The following is a 15326-nucleotide window of genomic DNA, read 5'->3' as shown; positions in this document are numbered from 1 at the left end:
GTAGTGTCTTACTGATGCTGTTTTAGAAATCGACCCACTGCCCACCCGCCTTAGACGACGCCAGTGCGCGGGTGATAAACGTCAAACCATCGACGCCATCGGTCACGTCCGGTGCTTTTATTGCCATCGGATTAGTGGTGTCGCCACGTTGGCGCGCGTGGATTTGCACGGCGAAATCGCGATAGAGCTGGGCAAAGGCTTCAAGATAACCTTCAGGATGGCCCGGGGGGATACGCGCAGCGGCCATGGCAGCATCGACAAGGCCTGGGCCATTGCGCGTCAGTATCCGCGTGGGCTCTCCCAGCGGGGAATGCATTAGCTGATTAGGATTTTCCTGTCGCCACTCAAGGCCACCGCGACTGCCGTAAACGCGCAGCTGCAGGCCATTTTCATTACCGGGCGCTACTTGGCTCGACCACAGCATGCCTCGCGCGCCGCCCTTAAAGCGCAGCAGCATATGCACGTTGTCATCCAGCGCACGCCCTTCTACAAAGGTGTGCATATCGGCAGCAAGAGACTCAAGCTCCAGGCCAGTCACATAACGCACCAAGTGATAAGCATGCGTACCGATATCGCCCAAACAGCCCGCTGGGCCACTGCGTTTAGGGTCAGTGCGCCACTCAGCCTGCTTAACACCGCTCGCTTCCATCCGCGTGGAAAGCCAATCCTGCGGATATTCCACCTGCACCACGCGCAGATCACCCAATTCTCCATTAGCGACCATCTCGCGAGCTTGGCGTACCAGCGAGTACCCGGAGTAGTTATGGGTTAAGCCGAAGAACAGCCCGCTGCGTTCGACAAGTTCCGCCAGCGTTTGGGCCTCTTCCAACGTAATCGTCATCGGCTTATCACAAATAACGTGAAAGCCCGCCTCAAGAAACGTGCGCGCTACGTCAAAATGCACATGGTTGGGCGTTACGATGGCAACCACATCAATGCCATCCGCACGCTTTTGCTCTTCTTCGGCCATGGTGTGGTAATCGGGATAGGCTCGATCAGCGGCGACATGTAGCGCTGCTGCCGACGCTTGGCCGCGCTCGGGGTCAGATGCAAAGGCACCAGCAACCAGCTCATAGTGGTCATCAAGGCGCGCGGCGATTCGATGTACCCCACCAATAAAAGCACCCTGCCCGCCGCCGACCATTCCCAAACGTAGCCGCCGTGGAATTTCGTGTTGATTGCTCATGTCATGCAACCCTGTGGTAAGTAGACGTTATTTAAATTCTCGTACTTAAAGGCCCAGAATGCGGCGATTAGCGGCTTGATCGGCGCCACCAGCGGCAAAGTCGTCAAAGGCTCGTTCGGTCACTTCAATAATATGATCGCGAATAAACACCGCGCCTTCGCGTGCGCCTACTTCCGGATGTTTCAGGCAACACTCCCATTCCAGCACCGCCCAGCCGTGATAGTCGTTGGCTGCCATCCACGAGAAGATCGACTTGAAATCGATTTGGCCATCGCCCAATGAACGAAAACGACCCGCACGGTCCATCCATGACTGATAGCCCGAATAAACGCCCTGTTTAGGGTTGGGGTTAAATTCGGCATCTTTAACGTGAAACATCTGAATGTGCTCACGGTACACATCAAGAAAGCCGCGGTAGTCGAGCTGCTGAAGAATTAAGTGACTAGGGTCGTAAAGGATGTGACAGCAAGGATGGTTGCCGACCCGCTCAAGAAACATCTCAAAAGTGATGCCATCATGCAGATCTTCACCGGGATGAATCTCGTAGCAGAGGTTCACACCGGCCTCGTCAAAGGCATCTAGAATCGGCCGCCAGCGTTTCGCCAGCTCATCAAAGGCAGTTTCGATCAACCCTGCCGGGCGCTGGGGCCAGGGGTAGATATACGGCCACGCCAGTGACCCCGAAAAGGTGCCGTGATCCGTTAGGCCAAGATTTTGTGACGCTTTAGCGGCCAGCTTTAGTTGCTCCACCGCCCACTCTTGCCGCGCTTTGGGATGACCACGCACTTCGGGGGCGGCAAAGCCATCAAACATCTCATCGTAAGCGGGATGCACCGCCACCAACTGGCCCTGCAGATGAGTAGAGAGTTCGGTGAGTGCTAGGCCGTGTTCAGCCAGGGTGCCTGTCACCTCGTCGCAGTAAGTACGGCTTTCAGCGGCACGCTTTAGGTCGAACAGGCGTGCATCCCAACTAGGAATCTGCACACCTTTATAGCCCAGCCCAGATGCCCAGGCGGCGATGCTATCAAGACTATTAAAGGGCGCCTCATCACCGGCAAATTGGGCGAGAAAGAGCGCTGGCCCCTTGATTGTTTTCATAGGACTCTCTCAATAACGTTGCGATTAAGTGCTTGGTGAGGCGCGGGTCGAAGTGGTGTCTCCACCCGCGCCGTTTGATTAGAGCAGTCAGAAAGGAGAATCGGGGAAGTAGTACTGCTCAGCGTTTTCCTCGGTGATCAGCGGTGAGCCAAGGATGTACTCGCCCAATACGGGGCCATTAGAGACAAAGTGCTGCACGGTAAGATCCATGGCAGTGGCGATCATGCCGGGCGGATAGAGCACGTCTACCGGCACCAGTTCATCACCCTCCATCACCCGCTTGATAATTTCTTTCATGCCAGCACCGCCGACAATAAACAGCTCGTTTTCACGATCCGCCTGGCGCACCGCTTCAATGACCCCCAGGGCGATATCATCGTCCTGAGCCCAAACCGCATCGATGTTATCGAAGCGCGACAAATAATCCTGCATGACCTCAAAGCCATCATCGCGATTCCAGTTAGCGTGCTGCATATCGAGGATGTTGACCTCAGATCCTTCGATAGCCTCTTGGAAACCTTGAACGCGCTCGTCATCAATCACCGTAGGCATACCTCGCAGCACGACAATATCGCCTTCACCATCGAGCTGTTCGCGTATGTACTCACCAGAAACGCGACCTAACTCATGATTATTGCCCGCCACGTAAAGGTCTTGAATGCCCTCTTCGGTCAGGCCACGATCCACCACCGTCACGAACACACCAGACTCTTTAACACGGCGTACCGGGTCGGTGAGTGGGCCTGACTCAAATGGCAGAATTACCAGCGCATCAATACTGCGCAGCGACACCAAGTCTTCCAGGTCATTGGCCTGCTCGCCTGCTGTGCCCGCGGTTGAGATAGTGATTTCAATATCAGGATAGAGTGCCTCGAGCCGCTTTTTAGCCTCTTCAGCATGATAGTTAACGCCGCCGGCCCAGCCATGCGTGGCCGCCGGAATTGAAACGCCAATGGTTAACTCTTGCGCCATGGCGGCGCTGGATATCCCCACCGCTGTCGAGAGCGCGGCCGTAGTAGCGATGGTCGCCACCGCTGTTTTGATGCTGGGCATGATAATGCTCCTTTGCTGTTGTAGTTGTTATGCTGCGTTAGCTTCTAACGATAATGCGCTGATAGGCAGTGTTGCCAAGAGGCCCTAGGGCCGAGTTTTCCTCCACGACGCACGCTGCAGGTATACCGCAACAATGATGATGACCCCCTGCACAGTGCCGTTTAAATAGTTGGAAATGGCGTCGGTCAAATTGAGAATATTGCCAATCATAGTGAGCATGATGGCTCCAATCACCGTGCCCCAAATACGGCCATGTCCGCCCTTCAACATAGTGCCACCGATAATGACCGCGGCGATGGCCTCTAACTCCCACAAAACACCGGTCGCGCCGGAGGCAGATCCCAACCTCGGCACATAAATAATGGTCGCCAGTGCCACGCACACGCCTTGCAGCATGTACGTCAGCGTTTTGACCCGGTCGACATGAATCGCACTGTACTCAGCGACTTTTTCATTAGAGCCAATGGCAAAGCAGTAACGCCCGAAGCGGGTGTAGTTAAGTAGGATGTAGCCAATCACGGCGACCGCGAAAAACACCCACACGGGGAAGGTGATGCCCATAAAGCTGCCGTAGTAAACCGGACGATAGATGTCGCGAACGGCCCAATCCAGCGTTAAGGTGCCGCCATCGGCCAGGTAAGTAACAAGCGAACGATAAATACCCATGGTACCGAGGGTAACGATAAACGCCTCAATTTTGCCTTTGGTGGTGACGATGCCGTTGATAAAACCAGCGCATAGTCCGAGCAGTAACGAGGCGCCTACGCCTAGCACAATAGTGGTGATTCCTGCGCCAAACTGCTCGACCAGGCTGTTCATCAGAATAATCATGACCCCGGCAATAAAGGCGGCCATCGCGCCTACCGAAAGATCCAGCCCGCCGGCCGTAATGACAAAAGTAGCGCCAATGGCAATAATGCCGATAAAGGCGCTGCGGGTAAGCATGTTGGAAAGATTATCTAGCCCCAGAAACGCCGGGTTAATCAGCACACCTAAAATGGCTAAGACCACCAGCGCAATAAATGGCCCCCAGGTTTTCAGGTCGATGGAAACACCTTTTTGCCTCATTGTTGCGTTAGCTGCTTTGTTTGCGGTCGGTTTGTTATTAGCCATGGCGCTGCTCATCTACCCCTACTCCCTTAATGCCGGATGCGTACTGCATAATGTTGTGTTCATTAATTTGCTCGCCTTCGACGATGCCGGTGAGCACGCCCGCGCACATCACGGCGACACGATGCGAAAGTCCTATCAATTCCCCCATCTCTGAAGAAATCAAAATGACCGAACGCCCCGCCTCGGTAAGCTCATGGATAAAATGATAGATTTGATGTTTGGTGCCCACATCGATACCCCGAGTAGGCTCGTTGATAATCACGATATCGGGATCAATGGACATGACTTTCGCGAGCAGCAGCTTCTGTTGATTGCCACCGGAAAGTTCAGCGGCGGTGCGCGCAGCCGTTCGTAGCCGAATATCAAAGCGCTGGACGGCCTCTTGAAAGGCTGTTTCTTCGCGGCGGCGGTCTAGCAGTGGATGGCAATGAGCGCGCAGGTTCAGCAGAGTAACGTTTGAGCGCAAGTCCATATTAAGCACCAGCCCTTTACCTTTGCGGTCTTCCGTCAGGTAGGCAATACGCTGATGCACAGCATCGCGCAGGTGGCGCAACACAACCGGCTGACCGTTACGCAGCACCTGCCCTGCACTTTTCGCGCGCAGGCCAAGCACCGCTTCAATCAGCGCGGTACGCCCAGCGCCCACCACCCCGCCAAACCCCAGTACTTCACCCCGGCGCAACGTAAAACTGGCCTGTTTAACCGCGCCAGGCACGACAAATGCTCGCGCCTCTAATACCACCAGTGCATCGCTTGAAAGCACGGTCCGCGGCGGGTACATCTCGGTAATTTCACGCCCGACCATCAGGCGTGCCAACTCCTCTTTGCTTCGCCCGGCCATCGGCCCACTATCAATTAAATGGCCGTCACGCAGTACCGTCACGCGATCGGCTATCTGTTCGATTTCACGCAGCTTATGAGAGATATACAGAATGGCTACGCCGCGCTGGCGCAGGCGAGCAATGAGTGCAAACAGCACCGTCACTTCGTTTTCCGTCAGGGTGGCGGTGGGTTCATCCATGATCAGTACGCGCACATCACGTGTAATCGCCTTGGCGATCTCGACCATTTGCTGGTCGGAGGTACTCAGATCTTTCACTCTAGCGCGGGGGTTAACGTGCGTTTCAAGCTCTGCGAGCGCCGCTTGGCTGCGCTCGCGCATCGCCCGGCGGTCCAGAAACGGCCCACGGCGCAGTTCGCGACCCAAAAAAATATTTTCTTCCACGCTAAGCTGTTCCGCTAGCGCCAGCTCCTGATGGATCATCACCACGCCGTCAGCTTCGGCTTCACCACTTGAACGGTAATCCTGCGGGCAGCCGTCGCAAAGTACCTCGCCCGAAGTCGGGCGAAGATAGCCTGCCAGAATTTTTACCAGCGTCGATTTGCCAGCGCCGTTCTCACCTAGCAGCGCGTGAACCTCGCCTGCCTGCAGGTCGAGATCAACATCGAAGAGCACCTGATTGTCGCCAAAAGAACGGCAGATATTGCGCGCCGACACGGGCATGGGGCCACCTATGATCACTATTATTATTGTCGGTAAGGCTTACTTGCATCGCTTGATTTACTTTAGGTGCTAAAATAAATATCTGCAAATACAACTTAGGTCGTATTTTGGTAATCGCGCTAACGTCTCACGATAATGTCACTAGGCGATTTTTTTAACACGCTACCTTTCATCACGATGTATAACGGCGACCCCATGCCCCTTCCGTCAACTGATACTAGCCGCCACGACAATATCCTGGCGGTGCTGCGCACGTTGCGTGAACAGGGCCCGGTCGCGCGCGTTGACCTAGGTGCTTTGAACGGCATCAGCTCCGCCACCGTGACCTCAATCAGCGCAGAATTACTCCAGCAAGGTTTGATTACAGAACATCCCCATGCAACACCTCGCCCCGCCGGGCGGGGGCGGCCTAAAACGCTGATTGCGCTCGATCCACTGGCGGCCTACGTGGTCTGCATTAAGCTATCAATTAATAAGATTCAGCTGGTAGTGGGCAATTTTGCGGGCCAGGTGTGCCATAGCGAATACCATAAAATCCCCACCTTGAGGCTGACAGCCGACGATTTGATCACGCTGTTGGAAGAGAAAGTGAGTGCCGCATGCGAACAGCAGCAGGGAAAATTTCAGCGCTTAGCGGGAATCTGTTTAGCGGTGCAGGGGGTGGTTTCATCCGCTTATGGCACGATCATCTGGTCGCCCGCGCTAAGCTTTCGCAACGCGCCAATCTCCGACCATCTAGCCAAGCGCTTTAACTGCAGCGTGCTACTGGAAAATGATGCCAACTGTATCGCCAGCGTGCTGGCAGCTCAGCCTGCTTATGCTAACAGCCCCAACTTAGTGGTGGTTATGTTGGGCTACGGCATTGGAATGTCAGTACTAATTAACGGCGTACCGTTTGTTGGCGCTAACGGTTCAGCGGCCGAACTTGGGCATAGTAAATATCAGCCGGACGGCGCGCTATGTGCCTGCGGACGACGCGGCTGCATCGAGGCCTACGTCAGCGATTACGCACTTTACCGAGAGGCCGTTCGCCATTCCGTACTGCTTAATGACGAGACGACTCATCCCTCAGAATCACAGATGCGGTCACTAGCGCAACTGGCAGCACAGGGCGATCCGCAGGCTAAGCGCATTTATGCCGAGGCAGGTCGTGCACTGGGCTACGGCATCGCCAACGTATTAGCGCTGTTTAATCCTGATCTAGTGCTGATCACCGGCGCTGGCGTACGCGGATTTGATGCGATGCAGGAAGCGATGCAACATGCTATCAGCGAAGCGCTAGTGGCAGAACTGGTTGGCTCAACCCGCATAGAAAGCCACGCCTGGGATCAAGACATGACCTGCATGGGCGGCATCGCCATGACGCTTTACGCCACCGACTCTCAGACGCTGTTATCCACCGCTGAGCGGGCGTAAAAGCCTTCAATCGTGATAGACCACGCTGCGCCCACCATCAATGGTCAGGCAGCTTGGGCTAGGCACGTTGACGGCGTGCCTGCTTCCAGCGATCAAACATCACCGCCAGCAGTAAAATTCCACCGCGGACTAGGTACTGGTAAAACGTCGGCACGTTGAGCAAGCCCATCGCATTTTGCACGCAGCCCATGATCAGCACGCCGACCACCACACCAGTGATCGTTGCCACACCGCCCGACAGCGCGACCCCGCCCAGCACACAGGCGGAGATTACCGCCAGTTCCAGGCCCATGGAGGTGTTGGGGTCCCCCAGCCCCATACGCGAGGCCAGCAGCACCCCCACGACGCCAGCCACCACACCCTGGAGGCCAAAAACAATAATCTTAAGACGGCGGACGTTGCCCCCCGCCAACGCGGCAGCCTCGGAGTTACCGCCAGTAGCCAGCACATTGCGCCCGAAGGCAGTCATATTGAGTATCACGCCAAAGATCACAAAGCAGGCCAGCATCGTCCATACCGGCAGGGTTAGGCCGAGAAAGGAGGCGCTACCCAGGTCAAAGAAGCCCGGCACGGTAATCATCACAGCGTCACCGCCAGAGGTGATGTAAGCCAGCCCGCGCACAAACTCCATCGCCGCCAGCGTCGCAATCAACGAGTTAATGCCGAGCTTGGCAATGACGAGGCCGTTAAAGGCACCTACCGCGCCGCCAGCCACAATGCCCCCAAGCACGCCAATAAACACGCTACCGGTGCTGGTGGTCACCGTCGCGGCGACCACCCCTGCAAAGGCCACCGTGGAGGCCACCGAAAGATCCACCTCGCCCAGCGCCAGTACCAACATCATGGTGGCGGCTAAACTGCCGATCAGCGTCACCGACAGCAGCAACCCAACCATATTGCGGCCAGTTAGGAAATCGGGGATGAGCACCGCCAAAGCGATAAACAGCAGCAAAAAAATCGCAATCATGCCCGAGGTATCAAGCAGTGCACGTAGTGGCTTGATAAGCCCTTGGCGCCCCGCCGGGCGAGCAGGCGCTTCATGGCCATCGCTTTGGGTTACATCGTTCGTTGTCATGGTTGTCGTCCTGAGCGTATTTTTTTAAAAGCGAGCGGACTGAAAAAAAGCCGACTTAGGCGGGTAATGCCAGCCCCAACAGTCGTTCGGGGGTGGCCGATTCTCGTGGCACCACGTCCACCAGCTCCCCGTCGCGCATCACCGCAATGCGGTCGCAAATAGAGCTGACTTCCGCCAGGTCACTGGAAATCACCACGACGCTTTTGCCCTGTTCGGCCAGATCGTAAAGCAGCGAGTAAATGTCTCTCCGCGCGCCCACGTCGATGCCTCGGGTTGGTTCGTCCATCACGAACAGATCAATCTCTTCAGCCAGCCACCGCGCCAGAATCACCTTCTGCTGATTCCCCCCCGAGAGCTTACCAATGGGCGTTCGCGGGCCTGGCGTTTTAACGCTGAGTTGTTGGATATACGACTCGGCATTACGCCACTCACGGCTGGGATGACGGAACATTCCCCAGCGTTTAAAAAAGCGTCGACAGCTGATATTGAGATTGTCGGCCACGCTGGCCACCGGAAAGATGCCTTGGGATTTACGATCCTCTGGGCACATGGCAATCCCCGCGCGAATGGCATCCTGGGGGCTTTTAAACCGCCGCACCTCGCCGTTGAATTGCACGGTGCCTGCTTTGGGCGCCTCAACCCCGCAGACCAGCCGAAGCAACTCACTGCGTCCGGCACCGACGAGTCCAAACAACCCAAACACTTCGCCGCGCTTTACAGAGAAACTTACCGGTGCCTTGAGACCGCGCCCCTGAATGCTCTCGACGCTCAAGATCACGTCGCCATGTTCGCGAGGGCGATAGCCGTAAACATCGTTGATATCCCGGCCCACCATCTCACTCACCAGGAGGTCGTGGTTGAGCGCAGACATATCCTCGTGGGTGCGAATATGCTGGCCATCGCGAAAGATCGTGACCGCATCGCACATCTCGAATACCTCTTCCATGCGGTGTGTCACGTAGAGCACTACCCGCCCCTCGTCGCGCAGCCGTTTGACGATGCGCTTTAGCTGACGGGTCTCTTGAATGGAGAGGCTGCTGGTGGGTTCATCGAAGGCGATTATCTTGGCGTCGCGCAGCAGCGCGCGGCCAATCTCAATCATCTGCTGCTGCCCGATAGAGAGATCACGCACTTTGGTCGAGGGGTGGATATTTCCCTCGCCAAGGTCGGCCAGAATCGCCAGCGCTTTTTCGCGCAACTCGCGGCGGTTTACAAAGCCCCGTCGCGTGGGCAGCTGGCCCAGCAGCAGGTTCTCGGCCACCGACATATTGGGCGAGAGCGTCAACTCCTGATAGATGATGGCGATCCCTTCCCGCAGCGCTTCTCGGGCGTTACTAAACACGTGGCGCTGTCCGTTGAGCCTCAGCGCCCCCTCCGCCACGCGATTAACGCCGCTCAACACCTTGAGCAGGGTGGATTTACCCGCGCCGTTCTCGCCCATCAGCGCATGTACTTGGCCGGATTGAGCGCCAAAGCTCACCCTATCCAGCGCGCGCACCCCAGGGAAGACGACGCTAACCGCGTCGAAACGTAGATAAGCATCAGACATGCTTCAAAACTCCCGCGATCACTTACCGTTACAGATCATGCGCTTCACAAACCATGCACGTCACAAACCCAGCTCTGCGCGTACTTCCTGCCAGTTGTCACGCGTCATTAAGACACCTGAGGTTTCGGTATTGGCCGGCGGTTGTGTGTCCTCGCTAATCCAGCGATAGAGATCTTCTGCGGTCTGACGGCCGTGCATGGTAGAGCTGACCGCGACTGTGCCGTGAAAGCCAGTGGGGTTATCGCGTGAGAACTCGGCAAAGGCCGCACCGGAACCGTTGATACCTACGCCGATTACATCCTCTGGGGCCAGGCCGTATTGCTCAGTGGCCCGAACACCACCCAGCACACTCTCCTCGTTCAAGGCATAGATCACCCAGTGTTCATAATCGCCTCGTTGAGAGAGCACGGGGGATGCGGCTGAAAAGGCGCTGGTAGTATCGCTGTTTTGCTGGGGTGCATCGAAGATGTTGCTTTCAGGGAAGCCCGCGTCAAGGAGCGCAGCGGTCGCTCCATCGGTACGCTCAACGGCGGTGGGCAGCTCATTATTGGTGATGCGTAGCGCGGCGACCTTTTCGAGATCCCAGCCACGCGCTTCTATTTCGGCGGCAATCGCATCGCCAGCCTGCTGGCCAATCTTATAACCTGACATGCCCAGGTGCGGTACGCCTTCCATCGGCTCACCGTTCGAGTTAACAAACTGGTCATCTACGGTGACTACTTTCATATTGTACTGGTTGGCACGCTTCATGATCGCGGGCCCCAGACGCACATCCGGCGGGCAGATCACAAAGCCGTCTGCACCCTGGGCGTAGAGATTATCAATGGCGGTGAGCACTTCCTGGCCATCTTCGCCGCTTAGGCGTACCACGTCGAAACCGAGCTCTTCGCCGATCACCGTAGCGGCCTGCTGTTCGTTAATAAACCACGCCTGCTCCGGTTTTTTAACGATAAAGCCAATTTTCACCTCATCTTCCTGGGCCTGTACTGACCCCAGCGAGGCCAACATCACCGCGCTACCAAGGGCCAACCGGGTAAATGTCTTAGTCAATCTCATGGTAATACTCCTGCAACTTTTAGCGTTGTTCTTATTGATATTTCAATCTTTTATTACCACCCCCTTGGGGTGGTTATTCATCAAAATTCTGGTTTGCCGAAAAGCGGTATACCGTACGCGAGCGGTACGTATCACCCGGCGCTAGGATCGTGCTGGGAAACGCCGCCTGATTGGGTGAATCGGGATAGTGCTGGGTCTCCAACGCAAAGCCGGAGCGCTGCCCGTAAGGCTGACCCTGCTTACCGGTCAGGACGCCGTTAAGGAAATTGCCGGAATAGAACTGGATCGCGGGTTCGGTGGTGGAGACTTCCACCATGCGTCCACTCCGCGGCTCCCACACCTTGGCAGCCACAACGAGTTCATCCGGTGCTGCGTTATCACGGGCCAGCACAAAGTTGTGGTCATAACCGCCGCCGAAAGCGAGCTGTTCGTTGTCCTGCTCAATCCGTTCGCCGATAGGCGTCGCCTGGGTAAAGTCGAACGGCGTGCCGTCTACTGGGCGAATCTCGCCGGTGGGGATCAGCGTGTCGTTAACCGGGGTAAATGCAGGGGCGTTAATCATTAGCTGATGATCGAGAATGGTGTCGCTCCCCTCGCCCTTAAGGTTGAAATAGCTGTGCTGGGTGAGGTTAATCGGTGTGGCTTTGTCAGTCACCGCCCGATAATCCACCATCAGTTCGTCATTATCGGTCAGGGTGTAGGTCACTTCGGTCTCCAACCTGCCGGGGTAGCCTTCTTCGCCATCCTCACTGGTATAGCGCAGCACAAGCCCCATGCCCGCATCATTCGCGAATGGCTCGGCCTGCCACAGCACCTTGTCGAACCCTTGTTGGCCGCCGTGCAGATGGTTGCTACCATCGTTGGTGGCCAATGAATGGTTTTCCTCATCAAGGGAGAACTGGCCACCCGCAATACGATTGCCGTAGCGGCCAATGATGGCACCGAAGTAAGGGCTGGCCTGGCGGTACTCGTCGGAGAGATACGCTTCCAAGGCGTCGAAGCCCAGCGCTATATCATCAAACTCGCCCGCCAAATTAGGGGTTTTCAGCGACAGAATGATGCCACCATAGTTGATCACTCTAAGCTCAATTCCATTAGCGTTAGTGAACTGGTAGACATCGACCTGGCGACCATCGGGCAAGTGACCAAACACCGATGCCTGGACGCTGTTGCCGGCTCCACTGGCAGTGCCGGCTTCAGCGTTGTCCTGGGCTTGCGCGGCGTTTATCAACAGCACCGCGGCAATGGCGATGAGCAGTAAAGGTGTACCGTTTTTTAATCGTTGGCTGGACATGAGAGGCATGCGTTTCCTCCTGGTGGGATTTTTGTTGTTAGGTCGGTGCTGTTAACACTGATTCAATCACTACAGTAGCCATGTCTTTCATAACCAACCAATATACAAATGCATCACTATCGATATACGTCTAAGTATCAATAGCAATGCAAGGCTTATCCTATGGGCCTTCTCAGTGAGCGCGGGGCTCTGGGTACGCGACTAAAGTTGCGCCACTGCTCACTCTTTTGCATCGAATAAGCACTCTCACATGACCAGAAATTCAAAGTGAACGCACCGTGATAATCGCTTCGTCATCACTGCTAAAGCGCAGCGTGTTACGCAGCGGACGGCCAAACTCGGGCAGGTCGATCTCGAAGCGGTCACCTTGCTGGGTTTTTACGCTGTCGGCAAAGCTAAGCGTCGCGGTGCCAAAGTAATGCACGTGCACATCGCCCGCTCTGCGGAAGTTAGCGTACTTGAAGTGGTGATGCTCAAGGTTGGCCAGTGAATGCGCCATGTTAGCCTCCCCGGTCAGAAACGGCTTTTCCCACAGCGTTTTACCATCGCGCACAATGCGGCTGGTGCCTTCAAGGTGCACAGGCAGTTCGCCAACCAGCAGTTCCGGGCCAAAGCTACACACGCGCAGCTTCGAATGCGCCAGCCACAGATAATTAAAGCGCTCGGTTACGTGATCCGAAAACTCATTGCCGATCGCATAGCCAACCCGCCGGGGCTGCCCGTTACTATCAATTAAGTACAGCCCGGCCAGCTCTGGCTCTTCGCCCGCGTCTTGCGCAAATGCTGGCACTGGAAACTCGCCTTCTGGATTCACAATGATGCTGCCATCGCCTTTATAGAACCATTCTGGCTGCGCGCCGCACGCACCGCTATCAGGCTTGCCGCCTTCCACGCCGAGCTTGAACATGCGCATCGAGTCGGTTAGCTCACTCTCCTTGGCCTGCGCCTTAGCATGCATGGCCGAGCGGGTATCGGCACTGCCCAGGTGAGTCAGCCCCGTTCCCGTCACAAGGCAGTTCGCCGGGCTTGAGTGAGTCAATGGTGGAAGTAGCTGCTTCGCCTCTATCAGCGCGGCATAATCTAGGCACTCTTCGGTCAATGCCGCCTCAACAATCTCCGTTAACGGGCGCGACTCGGCGATAGCCTGCTGGGCCAAGCCATATACTCCGTGGCTACCGCTGATAAGCCGAACCTGTTGAGGGCTTTCGACCATGGCGGCTCTCAATTGGCCTTCGTGTAAACACTGAATCAGACGCATACCGTTCTCCTGTTTTTATAACCGGGGGGTTATGAATTTTTGTTGTTAATAATGATAGTTAATATTGATGGCTAATATTGATAGTTAATGCGAGTGACGCGGTACATCAGAGCCTCGGCAGCCGACCAAAAAGTCAAAATCACAACCTTCGTCCGCTTGCAGTACATGTTCGATATAAAGCTGGCGATAGCCTCCCTGGCTGGCGATGACCGTTGACGCTGCCGTGGGGTCGCTCTCGGCCAGGCGCGAGGCAAGTTCGGCATCGCTAATATCCAGGTGCAGCCGCCCACCGTTGCAATCAAGCTCAATCATATCGCCGTTACGCACGGCCGCCAGGGGGCCACCTGCGGCCGCTTCTGGTGCCACATGTAACACCACGGTGCCATACGCCGTACCGCTCATACGCGCATCGGAAATACGTACCATGTCGGTAATACCCTGAACCAGAATCTTCGGCGGCAGACCCATGTTGCCCACTTCCGCCATGCCGTGATAGCCGCGTGGGCCGCAGTGTTTCATGACCAAAACATCGTCGGCTTCAACGTCCAGATCCGGATCGTTGATACGCGCTTTGTAATCGTCGTAATCTTCAAATACTACCGCCCGACCGCGATGCTGCATCAGTTCTGCCGTCGCTGCCGAAGGCTTTAGCACCGCACCGTTGGGAGATAGATTGCCGCGCAGCACGCAGATGCCGCCGTCTACCGTTAACGGATTATCCAGCGGGCGAATCACTTCGTCGTTATAAAGCGGGGCGTCTTGGACGTTTTCCCACAGGGTTTTGCCGTTAACGGTTAATGCATCCTTGAAGGGCAGCCGGTCGGCTTCGCCCAGGCGCTTGAGTACCGCTGGCAAGCCACCCGCGTAGTAAAACTCTTCCATCAGAAAACGGCCCGACGGCTGCAGGTCAACCACCGTGGGCGTACCGCGCCCTACCCGACTCCAATCGTCTAGCGTGAGATCCACACCAATCCGCCCGGCGATCGCTTTTAAGTGAATCACCGCGTTGGTGGAGCCCCCAATCGCCGCGTTGGTACGAATGGCGTTATCGAAGGCTTCCTTGGTGAGAATTTTGGAGAGACGCAGATCTTCATGGACCATCTCCACAATGCGATTGCCGGAAAGATGTGCCAGCACATAGCGGCGGGAATCTACCGCAGGAATTGCCGCGTTATGGGGTAGCGAGGTACCTAATGCTTCCGCCATGCAGGCCATTGTGGAAGCAGTGCCCATGGTGTTGCAGGTACCGGCCGAGCGGGACATACCGGCCTCGGCGGCCATAAAGTCGTGCAGCGATATTTCGCCAGCTTTAACCTGTTCAGAGAGTTTCCACACCACGGTGCCAGAACCAATATCCTTACCTTTGTGCTTGCCGTTGAGCATCGGCCCACCGGTAACCACGATAGTGGGAATATCGCAGCTCGCTGCGCCCATCAGCAGTGCCGGGGTGGTTTTATCACAGCCCACCAGCAGCACCACGGCATCCATCGGGTTGCCGCGAATCGCTTCTTCGACATCCATGCTGGCTAAATTACGCGTAAACATCGCGGTCGGGCGCAGGTTGGACTCGCCGTTAGAAAACACCGGAAACTCCACCGGGTAGCCGCCCGCTTCTAAAATGCCCTTCTTAACGTGCTCTGCCAATTTTCGAAAATGCGCGTTACAAGGCGTCAGATCTGACCAGGTATTGCAGATACCGATAATCGGCTTGCCCTGAAACTCAT

At 56.0% G+C, this 15326-nt stretch carries 12 protein-coding genes; 1 reads left to right on the top strand and 11 read right to left on the bottom strand.

Going from position 1 to position 15326, the window contains the following annotated elements; all coding sequences use genetic code 11:
* Nucleotides 1-22: 22 nt before the first annotated feature.
* From ACTH5D_RS09950 to ACTH5D_RS09930, 5 genes are all read right to left on the bottom strand, one after another.
* Nucleotides 23-1186 carry a Gfo/Idh/MocA family protein gene (locus ACTH5D_RS09950; RefSeq protein WP_441670751.1) on the bottom strand — a complete coding sequence of 388 codons (1164 nt, stop codon included), beginning with the start codon at nt 1184-1186 and terminating at the stop codon, nt 23-25.
* A gap of 45 nt (nt 1187-1231) precedes the next feature.
* Nucleotides 1232-2284, bottom strand: coding sequence for a sugar phosphate isomerase/epimerase family protein (locus tag ACTH5D_RS09945; RefSeq protein ID WP_441670749.1), 1053 nt, complete (start codon nt 2282-2284; stop codon nt 1232-1234).
* 87 nt (nt 2285-2371) lie between these two features.
* Complete coding sequence (locus ACTH5D_RS09940) at nt 2372-3337, bottom strand: ABC transporter substrate-binding protein (protein WP_441670747.1); 966 nt, start codon at nt 3335-3337, stop codon at nt 2372-2374.
* Nucleotides 3338-3421: 84 nt separating this feature from the next.
* Nucleotides 3422-4462, bottom strand: a complete 1041-nt coding sequence (locus ACTH5D_RS09935; RefSeq protein ID WP_441670745.1) for an ABC transporter permease — start codon at nt 4460-4462, stop codon at nt 3422-3424.
* Complete coding sequence (locus ACTH5D_RS09930; protein ID WP_441670743.1) at nt 4443-5954, bottom strand: sugar ABC transporter ATP-binding protein; 1512 nt, start codon at nt 5952-5954, stop codon at nt 4443-4445. The genes ACTH5D_RS09935 and ACTH5D_RS09930 overlap by 20 nt, the downstream gene beginning before the upstream one ends.
* Before the next feature lie 195 nt (nt 5955-6149).
* Here ACTH5D_RS09930 and ACTH5D_RS09925 point away from each other — a divergent pair, with 195 nt between their 5' ends.
* Nucleotides 6150-7370, top strand: coding sequence for an ROK family protein (locus ACTH5D_RS09925; RefSeq protein WP_441670741.1), 1221 nt, complete (start codon nt 6150-6152; stop codon nt 7368-7370).
* A 58-nt stretch (nt 7371-7428) separates the two neighbouring features.
* Here the strand turns inward: ACTH5D_RS09925 and araH are convergent, their stop codons facing one another.
* The 6 genes from araH to ACTH5D_RS09895 all read right to left on the bottom strand — a co-directional run.
* On the bottom strand, nt 7429-8445 hold the full coding sequence (araH, locus tag ACTH5D_RS09920; RefSeq protein ID WP_441670739.1) for an L-arabinose ABC transporter permease AraH: 1017 nt from the start codon (nt 8443-8445) through the stop codon (nt 7429-7431).
* Between the two features lie 55 nt (nt 8446-8500).
* Nucleotides 8501-9994 (bottom strand): L-arabinose ABC transporter ATP-binding protein AraG, encoded by a 1494-nt coding sequence (gene araG, locus ACTH5D_RS09915; protein ID WP_441670737.1) that lies wholly within the window; start codon nt 9992-9994, stop codon nt 8501-8503.
* A gap of 60 nt (nt 9995-10054) precedes the next feature.
* The gene (locus ACTH5D_RS09910) at nt 10055-11050 is read right to left on the bottom strand and encodes an arabinose ABC transporter substrate-binding protein (protein ID WP_441670735.1); all 996 of its coding nucleotides are present in this window, start codon (nt 11048-11050) and stop codon (nt 10055-10057) included.
* Between the two features lie 73 nt (nt 11051-11123).
* Nucleotides 11124-12353 carry an aldose epimerase family protein gene (locus tag ACTH5D_RS09905; RefSeq protein WP_441670733.1) on the bottom strand — a complete coding sequence of 410 codons (1230 nt, stop codon included), beginning with the start codon at nt 12351-12353 and terminating at the stop codon, nt 11124-11126.
* 253 nt (nt 12354-12606) lie between these two features.
* Complete coding sequence (gene araD1 / locus ACTH5D_RS09900) at nt 12607-13602, bottom strand: AraD1 family protein (RefSeq protein WP_441670731.1); 996 nt, start codon at nt 13600-13602, stop codon at nt 12607-12609.
* Nucleotides 13603-13686: 84 nt separating this feature from the next.
* Nucleotides 13687-15326, bottom strand: a 1640-nt coding sequence (locus ACTH5D_RS09895) for an IlvD/Edd family dehydratase (protein ID WP_441670729.1), incomplete at its 5' end; no start/stop codon positions are given.

Origin of the sequence: Halomonas sp., from assembly GCF_052095695.1 — a bacterium.
Taxonomy (GTDB): domain Bacteria; phylum Pseudomonadota; class Gammaproteobacteria; order Pseudomonadales; family Halomonadaceae; genus Vreelandella.
Note: the sequence above shows the minus strand (reverse complement) of the source record. Positions and strands in the feature narration are given on the sequence as shown.

Bases quoted from the DNA above. Each gene is read 5' to 3' on its own strand.
- ACTH5D_RS09950 (WP_441670751.1), bottom strand. From the start codon at position 1,186: ATGAGCAATCAACACGAAATTCCACGGCGGCTACGTTTGGGAATGGTC.
- ACTH5D_RS09945 (WP_441670749.1), bottom strand. From the start codon at position 2,284: ATGAAAACAATCAAGGGGCCAGCGCTCTTTCTCGCCCAATTTGCCGGT.
- ACTH5D_RS09940 (WP_441670747.1), bottom strand. From the start codon at position 3,337: ATGCCCAGCATCAAAACAGCGGTGGCGACCATCGCTACTACGGCCGCG.
- ACTH5D_RS09935 (WP_441670745.1), bottom strand. From the start codon at position 4,462: ATGAGCAGCGCCATGGCTAATAACAAACCGACCGCAAACAAAGCAGCT.
- ACTH5D_RS09930 (WP_441670743.1), bottom strand. From the start codon at position 5,954: ATGCCCGTGTCGGCGCGCAATATCTGCCGTTCTTTTGGCGACAATCAG.
- ACTH5D_RS09925 (WP_441670741.1), top strand. From the start codon at position 6,150: ATGCCCCTTCCGTCAACTGATACTAGCCGCCACGACAATATCCTGGCG.
- araH (WP_441670739.1), bottom strand. From the start codon at position 8,445: ATGACAACGAACGATGTAACCCAAAGCGATGGCCATGAAGCGCCTGCT.
- araG (WP_441670737.1), bottom strand. From the start codon at position 9,994: ATGTCTGATGCTTATCTACGTTTCGACGCGGTTAGCGTCGTCTTCCCT.
- ACTH5D_RS09910 (WP_441670735.1), bottom strand. From the start codon at position 11,050: ATGAGATTGACTAAGACATTTACCCGGTTGGCCCTTGGTAGCGCGGTG.
- ACTH5D_RS09905 (WP_441670733.1), bottom strand. From the start codon at position 12,353: ATGCCTCTCATGTCCAGCCAACGATTAAAAAACGGTACACCTTTACTG.
- araD1 (WP_441670731.1), bottom strand. From the start codon at position 13,602: ATGCGTCTGATTCAGTGTTTACACGAAGGCCAATTGAGAGCCGCCATG.